Origin of the sequence: Leuconostoc pseudomesenteroides KCTC 3652, assembly GCF_014634745.1 — a bacterium.
In the GTDB taxonomy this organism is placed as follows: Bacteria; Bacillota; Bacilli; order Lactobacillales; family Lactobacillaceae; genus Leuconostoc; species Leuconostoc pseudomesenteroides.
On record NZ_BMBP01000009.1, the window covers coordinates 39,862 to 54,650 of the forward strand.

15 protein-coding genes and 2 tRNA genes are annotated in these 14,789 nt (G+C 40.0%); 16 read left to right on the plus strand and 1 reads right to left on the minus strand.

Going from position 1 to position 14,789, the window contains the following annotated elements:
- The 9 genes from IEU65_RS08460 to IEU65_RS08500 all read left to right on the plus strand — a co-directional run bounded on the left by IEU65_RS08460 (position 1) and on the right by IEU65_RS08500 (position 6,442).
- The gene (locus tag IEU65_RS08460) at positions 1 to 1,116 is read left to right on the plus strand and encodes a GNAT family N-acetyltransferase (protein WP_010293121.1); all 1,116 of its coding nucleotides are present in this window, start codon (positions 1 to 3) and stop codon (positions 1,114 to 1,116) included.
- A gap of 24 nt (positions 1,117 to 1,140) precedes the next feature.
- A complete protein-coding gene (truA, locus tag IEU65_RS08465) occupies positions 1,141 to 1,911 on the plus strand; it encodes a tRNA pseudouridine(38-40) synthase TruA (protein ID WP_010293117.1) in 771 nt (256 codons plus the stop codon).
- Positions 1,912 to 1,926: 15 nt separating this feature from the next.
- The gene (locus IEU65_RS08470; protein WP_010293115.1) at positions 1,927 to 2,433 is read left to right on the plus strand and encodes a DUF8821 family protein; all 507 of its coding nucleotides are present in this window, start codon (positions 1,927 to 1,929) and stop codon (positions 2,431 to 2,433) included.
- Positions 2,430 to 2,840: a pyridoxamine 5'-phosphate oxidase family protein gene (locus IEU65_RS08475; protein WP_010293112.1), complete on the plus strand. Its 411-nt coding sequence runs from the start codon at positions 2,430 to 2,432 to the stop codon at positions 2,838 to 2,840. The genes IEU65_RS08470 and IEU65_RS08475 overlap by 4 nt, the downstream gene beginning before the upstream one ends.
- Positions 2,841 to 2,977: 137 nt before the next feature.
- Positions 2,978 to 3,421, plus strand: coding sequence for a 50S ribosomal protein L13 (rplM, locus tag IEU65_RS08480; protein ID WP_004912891.1), 444 nt, complete (start codon positions 2,978 to 2,980; stop codon positions 3,419 to 3,421).
- An 18-nt stretch (positions 3,422 to 3,439) separates the two neighbouring features.
- Positions 3,440 to 3,835: a 30S ribosomal protein S9 gene (gene rpsI, locus IEU65_RS08485; protein WP_004912888.1), complete on the plus strand. Its 396-nt coding sequence runs from the start codon at positions 3,440 to 3,442 to the stop codon at positions 3,833 to 3,835.
- A gap of 622 nt (positions 3,836 to 4,457) precedes the next feature.
- Entirely contained in the window at positions 4,458 to 5,081 is a 624-nt protein-coding gene (locus IEU65_RS08490) for a hypothetical protein (protein ID WP_228934794.1), read from the plus strand.
- Positions 5,082 to 5,215: 134 nt separating this feature from the next.
- Entirely contained in the window at positions 5,216 to 6,304 is a 1,089-nt protein-coding gene (locus IEU65_RS08495; RefSeq protein WP_010280112.1) for a DUF871 domain-containing protein, read from the plus strand.
- Between the two features lie 55 nt (positions 6,305 to 6,359).
- Positions 6,360 to 6,442, plus strand: a tRNA-Tyr gene (locus IEU65_RS08500).
- A 162-nt stretch (positions 6,443 to 6,604) separates the two neighbouring features.
- On the opposite strand, the gene IEU65_RS08505 is transcribed toward IEU65_RS08500, so the two are convergent.
- Positions 6,605 to 6,690: transfer RNA gene (locus IEU65_RS08505), tRNA-Leu, on the minus strand.
- 112 nt (positions 6,691 to 6,802) lie between these two features.
- Here IEU65_RS08505 and IEU65_RS08510 point away from each other — a divergent pair.
- From IEU65_RS08510 to IEU65_RS08540, 7 genes are all read left to right on the plus strand, one after another.
- Entirely contained in the window at positions 6,803 to 7,138 is a 336-nt protein-coding gene (locus IEU65_RS08510) for a bZIP transcription factor (protein ID WP_010280114.1), read from the plus strand.
- Positions 7,135 to 7,944: a triose-phosphate isomerase gene (gene tpiA / locus IEU65_RS08515; protein ID WP_010280115.1), complete on the plus strand. Its 810-nt coding sequence runs from the start codon at positions 7,135 to 7,137 to the stop codon at positions 7,942 to 7,944. Before IEU65_RS08510 ends, tpiA begins: the two co-directional genes overlap by 4 nt.
- A gap of 107 nt (positions 7,945 to 8,051) precedes the next feature.
- The gene (gene eno, locus IEU65_RS08520) at positions 8,052 to 9,377 is read left to right on the plus strand and encodes a phosphopyruvate hydratase (protein ID WP_036067776.1); all 1,326 of its coding nucleotides are present in this window, start codon (positions 8,052 to 8,054) and stop codon (positions 9,375 to 9,377) included.
- A 72-nt stretch (positions 9,378 to 9,449) separates the two neighbouring features.
- On the plus strand, positions 9,450 to 10,064 hold the full coding sequence (locus IEU65_RS08525; protein ID WP_010278921.1) for a DNA-3-methyladenine glycosylase I: 615 nt from the start codon (positions 9,450 to 9,452) through the stop codon (positions 10,062 to 10,064).
- 89 nt (positions 10,065 to 10,153) lie between these two features.
- Positions 10,154 to 11,632, plus strand: coding sequence for a Ppx/GppA phosphatase family protein (locus IEU65_RS08530; protein ID WP_010278917.1), 1,479 nt, complete (start codon positions 10,154 to 10,156; stop codon positions 11,630 to 11,632).
- A gap of 9 nt (positions 11,633 to 11,641) precedes the next feature.
- Positions 11,642 to 13,774, plus strand: a complete 2,133-nt coding sequence (locus tag IEU65_RS08535) for an RNA degradosome polyphosphate kinase (protein WP_010278912.1) — start codon at positions 11,642 to 11,644, stop codon at positions 13,772 to 13,774.
- Positions 13,771 to 14,742 (plus strand): Ppx/GppA family phosphatase, encoded by a 972-nt coding sequence (locus tag IEU65_RS08540; RefSeq protein ID WP_010278909.1) that lies wholly within the window; start codon positions 13,771 to 13,773, stop codon positions 14,740 to 14,742. Before IEU65_RS08535 ends, IEU65_RS08540 begins: the two co-directional genes overlap by 4 nt.
- Positions 14,743 to 14,789: the final 47 nt, after the last annotated feature.

Genomic DNA, 14,789 nt, shown 5'->3' on the forward strand with positions numbered 1-14,789 from the left:
ATGATTAAAACAGTTGCTATCACGCCTTCGAACTTTGAGCAAATTCTTGCTCTGGATGCCGATGCTTTTGGCTATCCAGTGGGGACTAAGACAATGTATCGTCGTGAGCTTGTTAAGAACGCGACGGTTTATGGTGATATTAATGATGACACTATCACTAGTCAAGTGTTCGCGTTACCGTTGCATGTTAAGCTTAATACCGCAACTGTTAAAATGGTTGGCATTGGCAATGTTGCGTCATATCCTGAAGTTCGCGGTAATGGCGCCATCCGTCGCATTATGGCACAAATTCAGTCTGATGCTTATGAAGATGGCGCTATACTGTCTTACTTGGCGCCGTTTTCGTATCGATTCTATCGTCAATTTGGCTATGAGTGGCTATTTGATCAAAAACAGTATACTTGGGACGATCATACGGTTCCAATAGGTGCCAAAACAACACCAGTCAAGCGAGCATCGTTTGATGAAGCGTTACCTACAATGAAAAAAATTATCGGACAGCACCCAGATTTTCAATTTGGTGCTTTAGCGCGAGATGATTGGTGGTGGCGGTTTCGCTACACAGTGCGCCTCTCTGATTTAAAAATCGCTACGACTGAAAATGGTTACGTGATGTATCGTTTTGAAGGTGAGAAGCTAATCATACAGGAATTAGTTACGCTTACTCATGATGCTGAACTGGCATTGTGGCGTTTTATTAGTAGTCGAGCAGGCACATTCAAGCAATTTCAACTAACGGACGGGCAAACTCGTGATTGGCGTGATTTATCTGCAGAACCAATGGCAGTAAAGATACAACAACAGGCAGGTATGATGGTACGCATTGTCAATATAGCTGCTTTGCTAAGGATACTTGCCTTACCAGTCGAAATGGTCATTGATGTTACTGATGATTTTGAACAAAACGCCGGTCATTGGCAAATCAATGGTGAGAGATCAACCGCAACCGCCCAATTGAGTGGTACGGTTCAAGCATGGACAAAAGTTTTGTTGCATGCGCGTTGCGCAGAAATATTGTTACAAACCGGTGAATTGCGTGGTGATATACAATCAGCCCGCAGATTAGATCAGGTCATTGATTTCAGTCAACGACCTGTTTTAGCAGATTATTTTTAAAGCAGATAGAGGTAAAAATACAGTATGCCACGTTATAAAGCAATTGTTGCCTACGATGGTACAGATTTTTTTGGGTTTCAACTTCAAACAAAAAACGGCGTTGAGTCAGCTCGTACCGTCCAAGGTGAACTTAACAAAGTGGTTAACCAAATGGCTAAAAAGCCTCAACCACCCATTAAAGTGGTTGGCGCATCACGAACAGACACGGGCGTACACGCATTTGGACAAGTCGTGCATTTTGATTTTCCTTATGATATTGCATCGGATAACTTTCGCAAGGGGTTGAATACCTTGTTGCCTCGCGATGTTCTGGTTAAATCTGTGACACGCGTGTCTGATGATTTTCACGCGCGATTTAATACGCATGCCAAGCGTTATATTTATCGAATTTCAACGTTAGACTATACAGATCCGTTCAAACGGCATTATACTGGACATTTTCATTGGCATTTAGATGTCGATCGCATGAAATCAGCGTTGCCTGATTTCATAGGTGAACATGATTTTGCTAGTTTTGCCGCTTCTGGTAACGAAACGGCTACCACCGTGCGCCGAATTACACGCGTTGAATTAACTGAGAAAGCTGAAGAACATGAACTGGTTTTGGTTTTTGAGGGTAATGCTTTCTTATATAATCAGATTCGAATTATGGTTGGCGTTTTGCTAGAAATTGGCACTGGACGACGGCCTGTTCATGATATTCAAAGATTAATTGCGGTTAAAGATCGGGAGCAAGCACGTTTTACAGCACCTGCCAGTGGTTTATATTTAGACGAAATTTCTTATAATGACTAAAGAGGTAAATGAAAAATGAGTGATGTGGTTGATTTTAAAATCGTCAGTGACAGTGGGCTAACGGATTCATCATTATCAGCTTCACTAGCAGGCTTTCGTGCCGGCAAGGCGAAGTATTTTTCGCGAAAATATCACTCACACTATGTCTCATTTTCTCCTGATGAAAAGAAAAGGGAAATCTCGCATTTCAATCAAATATTACTAGAGGAGCGGCAATTAATATTTGATTCACCCATTATCGCAGTGGCACTGTATGAGGATGCGGATGTTTTCTGGCCCGAATTTTATTATCAAAATGGTATGGTGCTAAATTTACTGTATGAAAAGCACGGTCAAGATGGCAAAAATCCTAAGCGAGCAGTGGGAATTGTTCTGGTCGAAGGGGCGGAAATACCAGATGCTTTAGTTGGTAAATTTAAATTTGCGCATCAACGGTCTAAATTAGCTGGAGATGTTCGAGGTACTTATTTTGTTGTGAAACAAAATTGGGATGAACTATTATTTGGAGGAAAAAATTTATGACACTTTTTGAGGAGTATATTCAAGCATCACGAGGATTAGCATTTGTTGCCACTAGCAAACAAAATCAACCAAGTGTACGTATTATGGGGTTTGCGCCTGATCCTGATCAACCAAATATTTGGTATTTTAATTCGAAGCCAAATACTGAGAAGATGATTGACTTGGCGGCTAATGAGAACGTTTCAATCATAACGCCACTAAACCAAAATGGTGCCAGAATTGAATCTAATCACGCCACAATGCGTCGATCGGATAAAAAATGGGCTGACATTAAAGACCTTTTTGCAAACAATAAGCCCTATCTTCACGCACATCCAGATGTTGAAAATGAAGTGATTTTAGTATTAGAAATTCACTCAGCTCGTCTTGCTTCATATGCTGGGACGGAAATAGTTAATTTTGATTAAAACCATTGACATTGCACGGTTTTTTAGGTAAGATTGTAGACGGTATTGTTTACCTCACGATAAGCCCCGGAAACTTATTGTAATTGCTTGGCAAGGAACGGCCGAGCCTGTAAACAACTAATCAAAGGAGCGCAAACATGCGTACAACATTTTTAGCAAAACCAGGTGAAATCGAAAAGAAGTGGTATATTATTGATGCCAAAGACGTCGTTTTGGGACGTTTGTCAACAGTAGTAGCTTCAATTTTGCGTGGTAAGAACAAGCCAACGTTTACACCAAACGTTGACATGGGTGACAATGTCATCATCATCAATGCAAGCGAAGTTAAGTTGACTGGTAAGAAAGCTACTGATAAGATTTATTACCACCACTCAAACCACCCAGGTGGCTTGAAAGCTCGCACAGCAGGTAACTACCGTGAATTCAACCCTGAAAAGTTGCTTGAATTATCAATTAAGGGTATGTTGCCAAAGAACACTTTGGGTCGTAAGCAAGGCTTGAACTTGCACGTGTATGCAGGATCAGAACATGATCATGCAGCACAACAGCCTGAAGCACTTGACATCAACAAGTTGGTTTAAGAAAGGAGAATCTGAATTATGGCTACAGCAGTACAATATGCCGGCACAGGTCGTCGTAAGAATTCAGTTGCTCGTGTACGTTTGGTTCCAGGTAATGGCCAAATTACAATGAACGGCAAGGCAATCGAAGAATACATTCCTTTCGCTAACTTGCGTGAAGTTGTTTTGCAACCATTCAACGCAACTGAAACATTGGGTAACTACGATGTATTAGTTAACGTTGTTGGTGGTGGTTATTCTGGTCAAGCTGGTGCAACTCGTCACGGTATCGCCCGTGCTTTGTTGACAGTAGATCCTGATTTCCGTGCAGCATTGAAGGCAGCAGGTTTGTTGACTCGTGACTCACGTATGAAGGAACGTAAGAAGCCAGGTTTGAAGAAAGCCCGTAAGGCATCACAGTTCTCAAAGCGTTAATATTTTATTGGTTATATAGACTCTTAATATATAAGCGTTTTTGATTTATAGCGTGATTAAAAGTGTTGAGCGAAATTCGTTCAGCACTTTTTTACTGCATTTTTAATAAATGTAATAGTTTATGATTTTGGATTGGATATAATTTGCTAAATTAAATAGCGCCGTTGGTAAGATATGTGCCAGTTAAACTAACGGAAGTTTATAAGGAACTCATTGAAACAGTTGATTGATTTAGGATGATGTTGAAATATGTGGGAAGCGAAGCTATTAACAAGTAACGAAATATTGTAGGGTTGGTATAGTGCTGCTTGATATGTACGCCTCTATAAATCATGACATAAATACACATATTTTAGAAGGCTTACAATGTGGGTTAGTAATGTAATCTTATCAGGAATAAATTAAGGAATATTGAAACGCATTATTATGCAGCTCAAAGTTTTATACGAATAACACAAAAATTTGTCTTTCGGTCATGTACTTATGTGATGAAAAATGCATTGGGCTTTGTGAATAGTAATCGAACAAATTGTGAATTCCGTTTAATCGGCAAATTGAGGTGATATAATAATTTTCGGAAAGTCGCTATTTATTACTTATATTTGAAAGGAATTTACATATTGTGCATTCAATTCTAGGTGTCATCGCAATGGGGGCAATCATTTATAGAAATGTTCCTGCACTAATTGCTCTGAAAAAAGGAACGTTTCAGCCTAGTTCACCAACCTGCTTTATCTGGGCTACTATTTCATTTATTGAGGCAATCATTATTTTGAGTAGCCATGGAGGTTGGGCTGCAACGTCAACAGTTGTGACAACAGTATTTTGTTTTTTCTTTGGTTTAAAGGGCATCAAGTTTATCAAGCAACAGCCTATCTCAGCTAAGTTTCTTAGCACTATGGCTTTCTTCATAGTAGTACCAACGGCACTATCTCTTTTAAACGTAATTCCTTTAAGTTGGTTACTTATTGATTTGGCAATTATTGAAGCTTTAGCAATTATTCCAACTATTAAGAAAATTAAAAAAGCACCATTTTCAGAAAACCTTGAACTATATGTATGGGGAGACGCAGCTATGATTTTAAGCATTATAGCTGCTTCAAATATCAATTTTAATACAGTCTTTATACCTTTACTATGGATCGTTATTCTGACAGGTACGATCATTTATATGTTGGTTTTGCGTAAAGGCACTGTCAATCAAAATAAGCCAGTAACTCAAAATGCTGATTCAACAGTTGTTTAAGATCACAGATAATCTCTCTGGTGATTCCAAAGCGTCTAATCCTTGTATTAGACGCTTGTTGTTTTCTCCTAATAAAAAACAACAAAATGTAAGCGGTTACGTTATAATAGTATTAATGGAAAAGGAGCGAATAAATGCCAGAATTAGGACTATCAATTTATCCATCACAAGCAAGTTTTGAAGATAATGCAGCTTATCTAAAGCAAGCTGCACAGTTTGGTTTTACAAGAATTTTTACATCGTTATTAGAAATAAAAGGTGATGCTGAGGCAGTTATTGCTGATTTTAAAAAAATAATTGCTGTTGGTAATGACTTGGGGATGAAAACAATCCTTGACATCAATCCAGCCCTTTTTGACCAATTGGGTGTTGATTACAACAATTTGAAATTCTTTGCTGACTTGGGCGCTTGGGGCATACGGCTTGATTTGGGTTTTACAGGGCAAGAAGAAGCGGCAATGACGCAAAATCCCTATGGTCTCAAAATCGAGGTCAATATGTCTCGAGGAACACACTATATTGATCAAATCGTTGATTATGTGCCAAATCGTGATAACTTGATTGGGTCACATAATTTTTACCCACAGCGATTTACGGGATTGGGACGTGACTATTTTGCGAACACGTCAACACAATATCGTAATCATCACTTACGGACAGCCGCATTCGTAAATGCGCCTAGTGGCACTTTTGGTCCTTGGCCAGTATCGGATGGTCTCGTGTCACTTGAAGATCATCGTAGCTTACCAATCGCAACACAGATTCAAGAACTACGGCTGGGCGGTTTAATCGATGATGTTATCATAGGTAATGCGTTTGCTTCTGAGCTCGATTTAAAAGCGGCTAGTGATGCCTTCAAGCTTGGACGTCCACAATTACGCGTTGTGACAGAAAGTGACTTGAGTCAAGCAGAGCAAGCGGTGCTCTTTAATCAAGAACAAATGTATCGTGGCGACAAATCTGACTATGTTTTGCGGTCTTCCATGACACGTGTTATCTATAAAGACGAAGATTTTCCAGCTAAACACACCGACGCGATTAAACGTGGTGACCTATTAATTGACAATAATGAATTTGGTCAATATAAAGGCGAGTTGCAAATTGCGTTGCGCGATTTACCTAATGATGGTCGCATCAACATAGTTGGACACATTCATGAAGATGACTTGAATTTATTACCACTAATTCAACCATGGGGCAATTTTGATTTGATACGTGGCTAAAAGGGGTTGTCAAGAACAACGATATTTGATATGATAGTAGAGTTGTTTGAGATATGGGAGTGTAGCGAAGTCTGGCTAAACGCGACGGACTGTAACTCCGTTCCTTCGGGTTCGTAGGTTCGAATCCTACCGCTCCCATTGCCGATTTAATAGTTAACGGCAAAATAAATTAACTATTGCCCCTTCGCCTGGTTCGAATCCAGCAGGGGCAATCTAAAAAGCCTCTTACCATAGGGGCTTTTTTTCTTTGATTAATTATAGTGCCCACAAAAAAACGCTCACTAATGTGAACGTTCGTAGTGCAGCTGGCGGGAGTCGAACCCGCACGCCCTAAAACGGGCACAGGATCCTTAATCCTGCGCGTCTGCCAATTCCGCCACAGCTGCATATTATAATTGGCAACTCTATAATTATACCCATTTAATGCTGACACGTCAATAGAATTCTACTGACGCGACACCTCGAAGTTTGATAAAATGGAGGTAATGGAGAAATGACATGAAATTTTTTAATCGCAAGAAAGCCGAAGAAGATAATCCTGAAATTAAGGCGCAAACTGAAATTTTACAAAATGAAAACGATGATTTACTAGACCAAATAGAAGCACTGAAGCTTGATGTCACTGAACTTAAAGCCGAAAATACGCGTCTTTCCGAATTGCTAACAACAAGCAAATATTATCGGACGTTGGTTAAGACAGGTGGCGGACTAGCCGCTTTGTTTTTGAGTTATATTCTACTGTCAGTCGTTGGTGAATCATCACGCGATATTATTTGGTTACTGTTAATTGAAGCAGCATTTATTTTCATGATGCTCAAAGGAGACGAAAAATGAGTCAACATAAAGCGGCACGTGTGCCATTCGTGGTTGCTAACTGGAAAATTAATAAGTTGCAGGCAGATGTGATGGCGTTTTTGAATGAGGTTAACGACAAAGTACCTGACCAAAAAGTTGTCGAAACTGGTATTGCTGCTCAAGATTTATTCTTGGCAGACATGGTACGTGCCACAGAAAAGTCGCCTATTCATGTGGTAGCAGAAAATGTTCACTGGGAAGATAGTGGCGCCTATACGGGAGAAACTTCCCCTAAGGCACTCAAGGATATTGGTGCTAAATATGTATTGATTGGCCATTTTGAACGACGCAAGTTTTTCAATGAAACCGATTCAACGGTTAACCTAAAAGTAACTGCTGCCTTACGTAACGGCTTACGTCCTATTATTGATGTTGATGAAGATATGAGTACGTATGCCCAATTTATGGATGCTGAACCATCTGTGGCACAAGTTGCGGCTGCATTGGCGGGTGTTTCAGTTGATCAAATTCGTAATGTCACATTGGCTTACGAACCAACTTGGGCGATTGGCTCGGGAGAAGCAGCAAGTGCAGACCAAGCACAAAAAGCTGCTCATTTGATCAGACAAACGTTAGCCAAACTTTATTCACCAGTCATTGCGGAACAAGTTAGAATTTTATATGGTGGCTCTGTTACACCCGCAAATGCCCGAGAAATTATGCTCCAAGAAGATATTGATGGGGTGCTGGTCGGTACCGCAGCGTTGGATCCACAGAAGTTTTTGGAATTGGTAGCGATTGCCCACAACCCGACTATTCCTGATTTTAATACAGAAGAGGTTTAATCAACAATTATTTGGTCGTGATCCCACTATCAATTTTTGGCAAATTATCGTTGCTGTGTGATATAATAAACATGGTATAAAACCGAAAACCAAAGGAGAATAGACACATGTCTTTAATCACTGATATTATCGCACGCGAAGTCCTTGACTCACGTGGAAACCCTACACTTGAAGCTGAAGTTATCACAGAATTAGGTGGCTTTGGTCGTGGTATGGTGCCTTCTGGTGCTTCAACAGGTGAACACGAAGCTGTTGAATTGCGTGATGGCGACAAGTCACGTTTCTCAGGTAAGGGTACAACAAAGGCTGTTGCCAATGTTAACGATGTTATCGCAAAGGCATTGGTTGGTAAGTTTGATGTTACTGATCAACGCGCTATCGACCAAGCTATGATCGAATTGGACGGTACAGAAAACAAGGGTAAGTTGGGGGCCAACGCTATTTTGGCCGTTTCAATTGCTGCTGCTCGTGCTGCTGCTGATGAATTAGGTGTGCCTTTGTTCTCATACATTGGTGGTATGAACTCATACGTTTTGCCAACACCAATGATGAACGTTATCAACGGTGGCGCTCACTCAGCTAACAAAGTTGACTTCCAAGAATTCATGATTATGCCTGTTGGTGCCCCAACAGTTAAAGAAGCAATTCGCTATGGTTCAGAAACTTTCCACGCTTTGAAGAAATTGTTGGAAGCTGACGGTAAGGCAACTTCAGTTGGTGATGAAGGTGGATTTGCCCCTGACTTTGCTGATAACGAAGAACCTTTGAAGTACTTGATTCGTGCGATTGAAGCTGCTGGTTACAAGCCAGGAAAAGATATTGCGATTGCTGTCGATGTTGCCTCATCAGAATTGTATGATGCAGAATCAAAGACATACAAGTTGCGTTGGTCAACAGGTGAAGAATTCACAACACCTGAATTTATCAAGTATCTTGAAGATTTGGCAGATCGTTACCCAATCATCTCAATCGAAGATCCTATTGATGAAAATGAATGGGAAGACTGGGCTACAATTACTGCTGAATTGGGCAAAAAAGTTCAATTGGTTGGTGATGACTTCTTCGTTACTAACACACAATACTTGGCTAAGGGTATCAAGATGGGTGCCGCTAACTCAATTTTGATCAAGGTTAACCAAATTGGTACTTTGACAGAAACTTTGGAAGCTATTGAAATGGCTAAAGAAGCTGGCTACACAGCTATTGTTTCACACCGCTCAGGTGAAACAGAAGATACAACAATTTCTGATTTGGTTGTTGCTACTAACGCTGGTCAAATCAAGACTGGTTCATTGTCACGTACTGACCGTATTGCAAAGTACAACCAATTGATCCGTATTGAAGAATTGTTGGACACAACTGCAAAGTATAAGGGTATCCACTCATTCTACAACTTGTCAGCTGATGCTCGCGAAGCAATTGAAAACAAGTAATTTAACTTTACTAAATCATCTCGTTAAGAGATGATTTTTTAGTATCTAAAAAATCAAAAGGGTAAAATAATCATGGTACCAACAGATAATCTTTTAAAACCCGCTTCGACTAACAATACGATTAAACGATGTGAGTGGGTTAGCCACTATTCAGCCACTGACATGATGACAAAATATCATGATACTGAGTGGGGACAACCATTACGGGATAATGATGTTAAGTTATTTGAATTGCTCACTTTGGAAATATTTCAGGCTGGGTTAAGTTGGGAAATATCATTAAAAAAGCGCTCTGGATTGAACGAAGCTTTTTTTCATTTTGACGTTGACCGCGTCGCAAGTATGACGGAAGCGGATGTTTTGCGTTTAAAGCAAGATGAAAATATCATTCGTAATGGTTTAAAAATTGCGGCTACAATTAACAATGCTCGGATTATTCAGCATTTACAGGCTACTTTTGGTAGCTTATCTGAATATATGTGGCACTTCACTGATAATCAAACCATTAATCATCATATTACGCGACTATCAGAGATTGTCGCGCAGAATGAATTATCTCAAAGGGTGGCTAAGGATATGAAAAAACAGGGGTTTAAATTTGCCGGTCCGGTGACGATATATTCTTATTTGCAAGCGATGGGTGTTATTAACGACCATGAGGCGGCATGTGCTTTTAATCCAGAATGAGTGTCAGAATATTATTATGGTATTTTAATGATAATTGTAAACAATATCTTTACAAAAATATGTTAAACTAGCCAGAGAGGACACTTTTAATGGCGAAATTACAAGGTATTATTTTACTCAACTCAGGTGTTGCAGAATTACAAATTGTTGATGGCAGTGGTCATAAAATTGAAACTGTTAAACGAGAATACAGTGAAAATGATTTAGAGCTGAGGCACTTTTCAACCGAGGTCATGCAGCGTGCTTTATCCCAATTACAACGTTTTCAGCAGTTATTGCGGGATTACGATGTGACGACTGTTCGTCTATTTGGTAGTGAAAATTTGTCAAAAATGCCTAATGCTGTGTACTTTGTTGATCAGGTAGAAAATGTGACAGGATTAACATTGCGTTGGTTAAATGCTAACCAAGAAAATTACTACCGGCAATTAGCATTACGGATGCATGAACAAAAGGTTTTAAGTGGCGGAAATGCTTTTGTTTTAGGTGTTAGTTCTACAAGAATAGATTTGTCATATTTTGAAGATGAACAGTTTAAATTTTCACAACATTCTGCTATTGGACCAGTTAGATTAACCCAATCAATTCGCAAAATGACAGCGGAAATCACACAAATTTCAGATCTTGTACCTGAATTTATTAATAGTAAACTTGCTGATTTTTGGCATATGTTACCACCTTTTCATCAAGCCGACAGTGTTGTTTTGTTAGGCGCCGATGTTTTAAACAATGTGTTTCTGGTGCACCAATCATCAGTGACCATTACAAAAAAAGATGTTGAGAATCTGGTGACAAATTTTACGCGTATGAATAATCAAGCAATTTCGGAAGAGTATACGATTGATAATAAAGATATTTGGATGATTTACATGGAAGCTGTTTTAGTGCTCAATGTGATGTCTGCTGTCTCTGCCAAAAAGTTGCATATTAGTAATTTAACCGTATTGGATGGGTTAGTTGTTAAAGACACAACGGCGCAACAAGATATTATTACGGCGGCACGTGGGATTGCTGATCGTTACATGGTTGAGGATAAGCATCGTGAAATTGTTTTACAGTACGCATGGCGATTATTTGATCGGCTGAAAAAGATTCATCGTTTGGACCCGCGCGATCGTCTTTTGCTAGGGGTTGCCGCCTTGACACATGATGTTGGTAGTTTTATTAATTCACAGCGACATTACCAGTATTCGGAAGAAATATTGGAGGGAATTGACTTTCATGGCTTGTCGACGTCGGAACAACGCATGATTGCAGCCATAGCACGCTACCATAGCGCTGAAACACCGGACAATGCTTTACGTGCCACCAATGAATTTTCCCCAAGGCAACGTATCCGAATTGCTAAGATGGCCGCGCTGCTAAGATTAGCAGATGCGTTGGATGATAGCCGCTTGCAAAAAATTACCAAATTAACGGTGTCTGTGCAAGCAGAAAAAATTGTTGTGACAGGACACACACCGTTAGATTTGCAATTAGAAATTTATGTTTTCACTAAAAAAGCAAGATTTTTTGAGGCAGTGTTTGGCATGCCGATTGTGTTGAAACGACAAGGGAAGAGAGGCTAAGTAACGATTATGAGTGAATTAAAATTACCAAAATACTATGTCAATCGAGAAGTAAGTTGGTTAGCGTTCAATGACCGTGTTTTAGAGGAAGCAAGAGATACTCAAAATCCATTATTAGAACGAGCCAAGTTTTTAGCTATCACGCAAAAAAATATGGATGAGTGGTTCATGGTGCGTGTAGCGAGTCTACAGCAGCAATTTTTTGTTGGCCATGACAAACCTGATGCAGCTGGACTATTGCCCAAAGAGCAGCTAGACATTATTTCTGAGGCAGCTGGAGAACAAATTAAAAACCAGTACCAAGTATTAAATCGCAGTATTTTACCAGCACTCAAACGAAATGGTTATGAGTTAAAGCATGCAGATGATTTAAGTGCCGAACAGTTAAGCTTTTTAAAGCGTTTTTTTGATGAGGAATTGTTACCGGTTTTAACGCCAATGGCAATTGACAGCACGCGCCCGTTTCCATTTTTGGCAAATGATACGTTAAACATTGGTGTTCGCTTAAAAAAAGACGATGAAAAATCAGAAAAGCATATAGCTGTCTTGCAGGTCCCAACAACATCAGGACGTGTGATTGCATTGCCAGAGTCTAATCAAGTCATTTTGATCGAAGAAGTCGTCCAGCAGTTTCTTGACGCACTATTTCAAGGCTATACGATTAAAGAGTCAACAGTCTTCCATATTTTGCGTGATATGGAACTAGACGTCGCTGATGATGAAGATACGCCAAACATTTTGCAGGAAGTACAAAGTAAATTGCAAGAACGTGAGCGTGGCCGCGTTATTCGCGTCATTGTTAGTGCCAATACCAGCAAAACGTTGATGAATAAGCTAATTAAAGCATTAGAAGTACCGGATGAACGTGTGTATGATGTGAATGGCGCAATCGATTTAACGTTTTTAGATGCTTGGCTTAAATTAATTGATGCCCCCACGCTAGAGTTTTCACATTTTAAAGGCTATGAAAATCCTGATTTGGTACCCGAAAAAATGTTTGCCAGTATCAAACAACGTGATTATCTATTGCACCATCCTTATGACACTTTCAAACCAGTGGTGCAGTTTATTCAAACGGCTGCTCGCGATGAAAATGTTTTGGCAATTAAAATGACGCTCTATCGTGTTTCAGGTAATTCACCAATCATCAAAGCATTGGCAGACGCAGCGCAACAAGGAAAACAAGTGACGGTACTAGTTGAAATTAAAGCCCGCTTTGATGAAGAAAATAATGTTCACTGGGCGAGGGAATTAGAGCAAAAAGGTGTTCATGTTGTCTATGGATTACGAGGCTTAAAAGTTCATGCCAAAGTTGCCTTGGTGGTTCGTCGGGAAGATGATACCATTCGACGGTATGTCCATCTAGGAACCGGTAATTATAATGATGTGACAGCTAATTTTTATACAGATCTTGGCTTGTTTACCAGTGATGGTGAGTTGGGGGCAGATGTGGCTTCTATTTTCAACATTTTGACTGGCTATTCAGATCCCGTGTATTTCCACCAATTGCACATGTCGCCGGAAGGTATTCGTGAGTTTATTTACGACAAAATTCACGCTGAAATGGCCAATGCAAAAGCTGGCAAACCAGCAGGTATTAAAATGAAATTTAACTCACTTTCAGATGAACACATGATTCGACATTTATATGAAGCCAGTGAAGCTGGTGTACCAGTTGAATTAATTGTCCGCGGCATTGTGATGTTGCGTGTCGGGATTCCAAAAATTAGTGATAAAATTGAAGTACATTCGATTGTTGGTCGTTTTTTGGAGCATAGTCGTATTTATAGTTTTGAAAATGATGGCGATCCAGAAGTTTACCTATCATCAGCGGATTTGATGACTAGAAATTTGGACCGCCGAGTAGAATTGTTGTTTCCTATTAAGAACCTTACCCTTCGGCAACGTGTCTTATCAATTTTCAAAACCATGTGGGAAGACAACGTTAAAACGCGTGTTTTACAAGACGATGGTGTGTTTGAAAAAATAGATCGACGCGGTTTGTCAGCCAGCAACTCCCAAGAATTTTTTATTGCGGCTTCATTGGCAGAACAAATTGAATTACAACAACGTGAAGAGGCGTTACATCGGCGCCGAGATTTTGAACCAATTAATAATCCATTTACAGGGGAGGAAGTATGACAATACTAGCGGTGATAGATCTAGGATCTAACTCAGTCCGTATGACGATTAGTAAGTACCATCAGGATGGTCACTATGAGGTTTTGGAGCGTTATCAAGAAATGGTACGCTTGTCCGAAGGCATGGGCGAGGATAAAATTTTGCAGCCCGAAGCTATTGCACGAACACTAGACGCGTTAAAACATTTTAAAAAAGCGTTATCAGTTTATCCTGAGGCCGACATCAATGTTAGGGCAGTAGCGACGGCTGCAGTGCGTCAGGCGGCTAATCAAGATGAATTTCTAGTAGCATTTAAAAACACAATGGTGTGGCCGTTGGAAGTATTAACTGGTGAACAGGAAGCGCATTTTGATTACGTTGGTATTGTCAATACGCTTAACATCAATGATGCGTTGATACTAGACACTGGTGGTGCTTCGGCTGAATTAGTGCTAGTCAGAAACAAGGAAGCGTTACATGAAGTGAGTTTGCCCATTGGCGCTGTCACAATTAGTGAAGGTTACCTAGAAAAAGATATCGTGAGCGCTGCTTCATTATTTGAAGCCACTGTCGCCTTACGGCGAATGTTTGGTGATGTCTCATGGCTCAATGAGGCAGCAAATTTACCTTTGGTTGCGCTAGGGGGCAGCAATAGAACATTAGCAAAGATTTCGCGTCGACAAAAGAAGATTGTTGATTTACCAGTTCATGGCTACCATTTGAGCACGCAAGATGCTACTGCAATTTATCAGATGATTTTAAGCAAAGATCTAGATGAACGCAAAAAAATGGCTGGTTTAGCTAAAGAACGTGGGGACATTATTATTGGTGGGTTACTACCCTTGATGGAATTACTGATTCTATTGAGTGGTCAGCAAGTCATTTTCTCTCAGTCTGGTCTACGTGAAGGAATTTTATTTGAAACAATCAAACGTGAAACTGGACATGATGTCATAGCGCCAGAGCCGGCAGCTATGACAATTGATTAATAAAAAAGCTGATACTGTATCAACAGTATCAGCTTTTTTGCTACAAA

Coding starts and splice junctions, on each gene's coding strand:
- IEU65_RS08460 (WP_010293121.1), top strand. CDS start 1: ATGATTAAAACAGTTGCTATCACGCCTTCGAACTTTGAGCAAATTCTT.
- truA (WP_010293117.1), top strand. CDS start 1,141: ATGCCACGTTATAAAGCAATTGTTGCCTACGATGGTACAGATTTTTTT.
- IEU65_RS08470 (WP_010293115.1), top strand. CDS start 1,927: ATGAGTGATGTGGTTGATTTTAAAATCGTCAGTGACAGTGGGCTAACG.
- IEU65_RS08475 (WP_010293112.1), top strand. CDS start 2,430: ATGACACTTTTTGAGGAGTATATTCAAGCATCACGAGGATTAGCATTT.
- rplM (WP_004912891.1), top strand. CDS start 2,978: ATGCGTACAACATTTTTAGCAAAACCAGGTGAAATCGAAAAGAAGTGG.
- rpsI (WP_004912888.1), top strand. CDS start 3,440: ATGGCTACAGCAGTACAATATGCCGGCACAGGTCGTCGTAAGAATTCA.
- IEU65_RS08495 (WP_010280112.1), top strand. CDS start 5,216: ATGCCAGAATTAGGACTATCAATTTATCCATCACAAGCAAGTTTTGAA.
- IEU65_RS08510 (WP_010280114.1), top strand. CDS start 6,803: ATGAAATTTTTTAATCGCAAGAAAGCCGAAGAAGATAATCCTGAAATT.
- tpiA (WP_010280115.1), top strand. CDS start 7,135: ATGAGTCAACATAAAGCGGCACGTGTGCCATTCGTGGTTGCTAACTGG.
- eno (WP_036067776.1), top strand. CDS start 8,052: ATGTCTTTAATCACTGATATTATCGCACGCGAAGTCCTTGACTCACGT.
- IEU65_RS08525 (WP_010278921.1), top strand. CDS start 9,450: ATGGTACCAACAGATAATCTTTTAAAACCCGCTTCGACTAACAATACG.
- IEU65_RS08530 (WP_010278917.1), top strand. CDS start 10,154: ATGGCGAAATTACAAGGTATTATTTTACTCAACTCAGGTGTTGCAGAA.
- IEU65_RS08535 (WP_010278912.1), top strand. CDS start 11,642: ATGAGTGAATTAAAATTACCAAAATACTATGTCAATCGAGAAGTAAGT.
- IEU65_RS08540 (WP_010278909.1), top strand. CDS start 13,771: ATGACAATACTAGCGGTGATAGATCTAGGATCTAACTCAGTCCGTATG.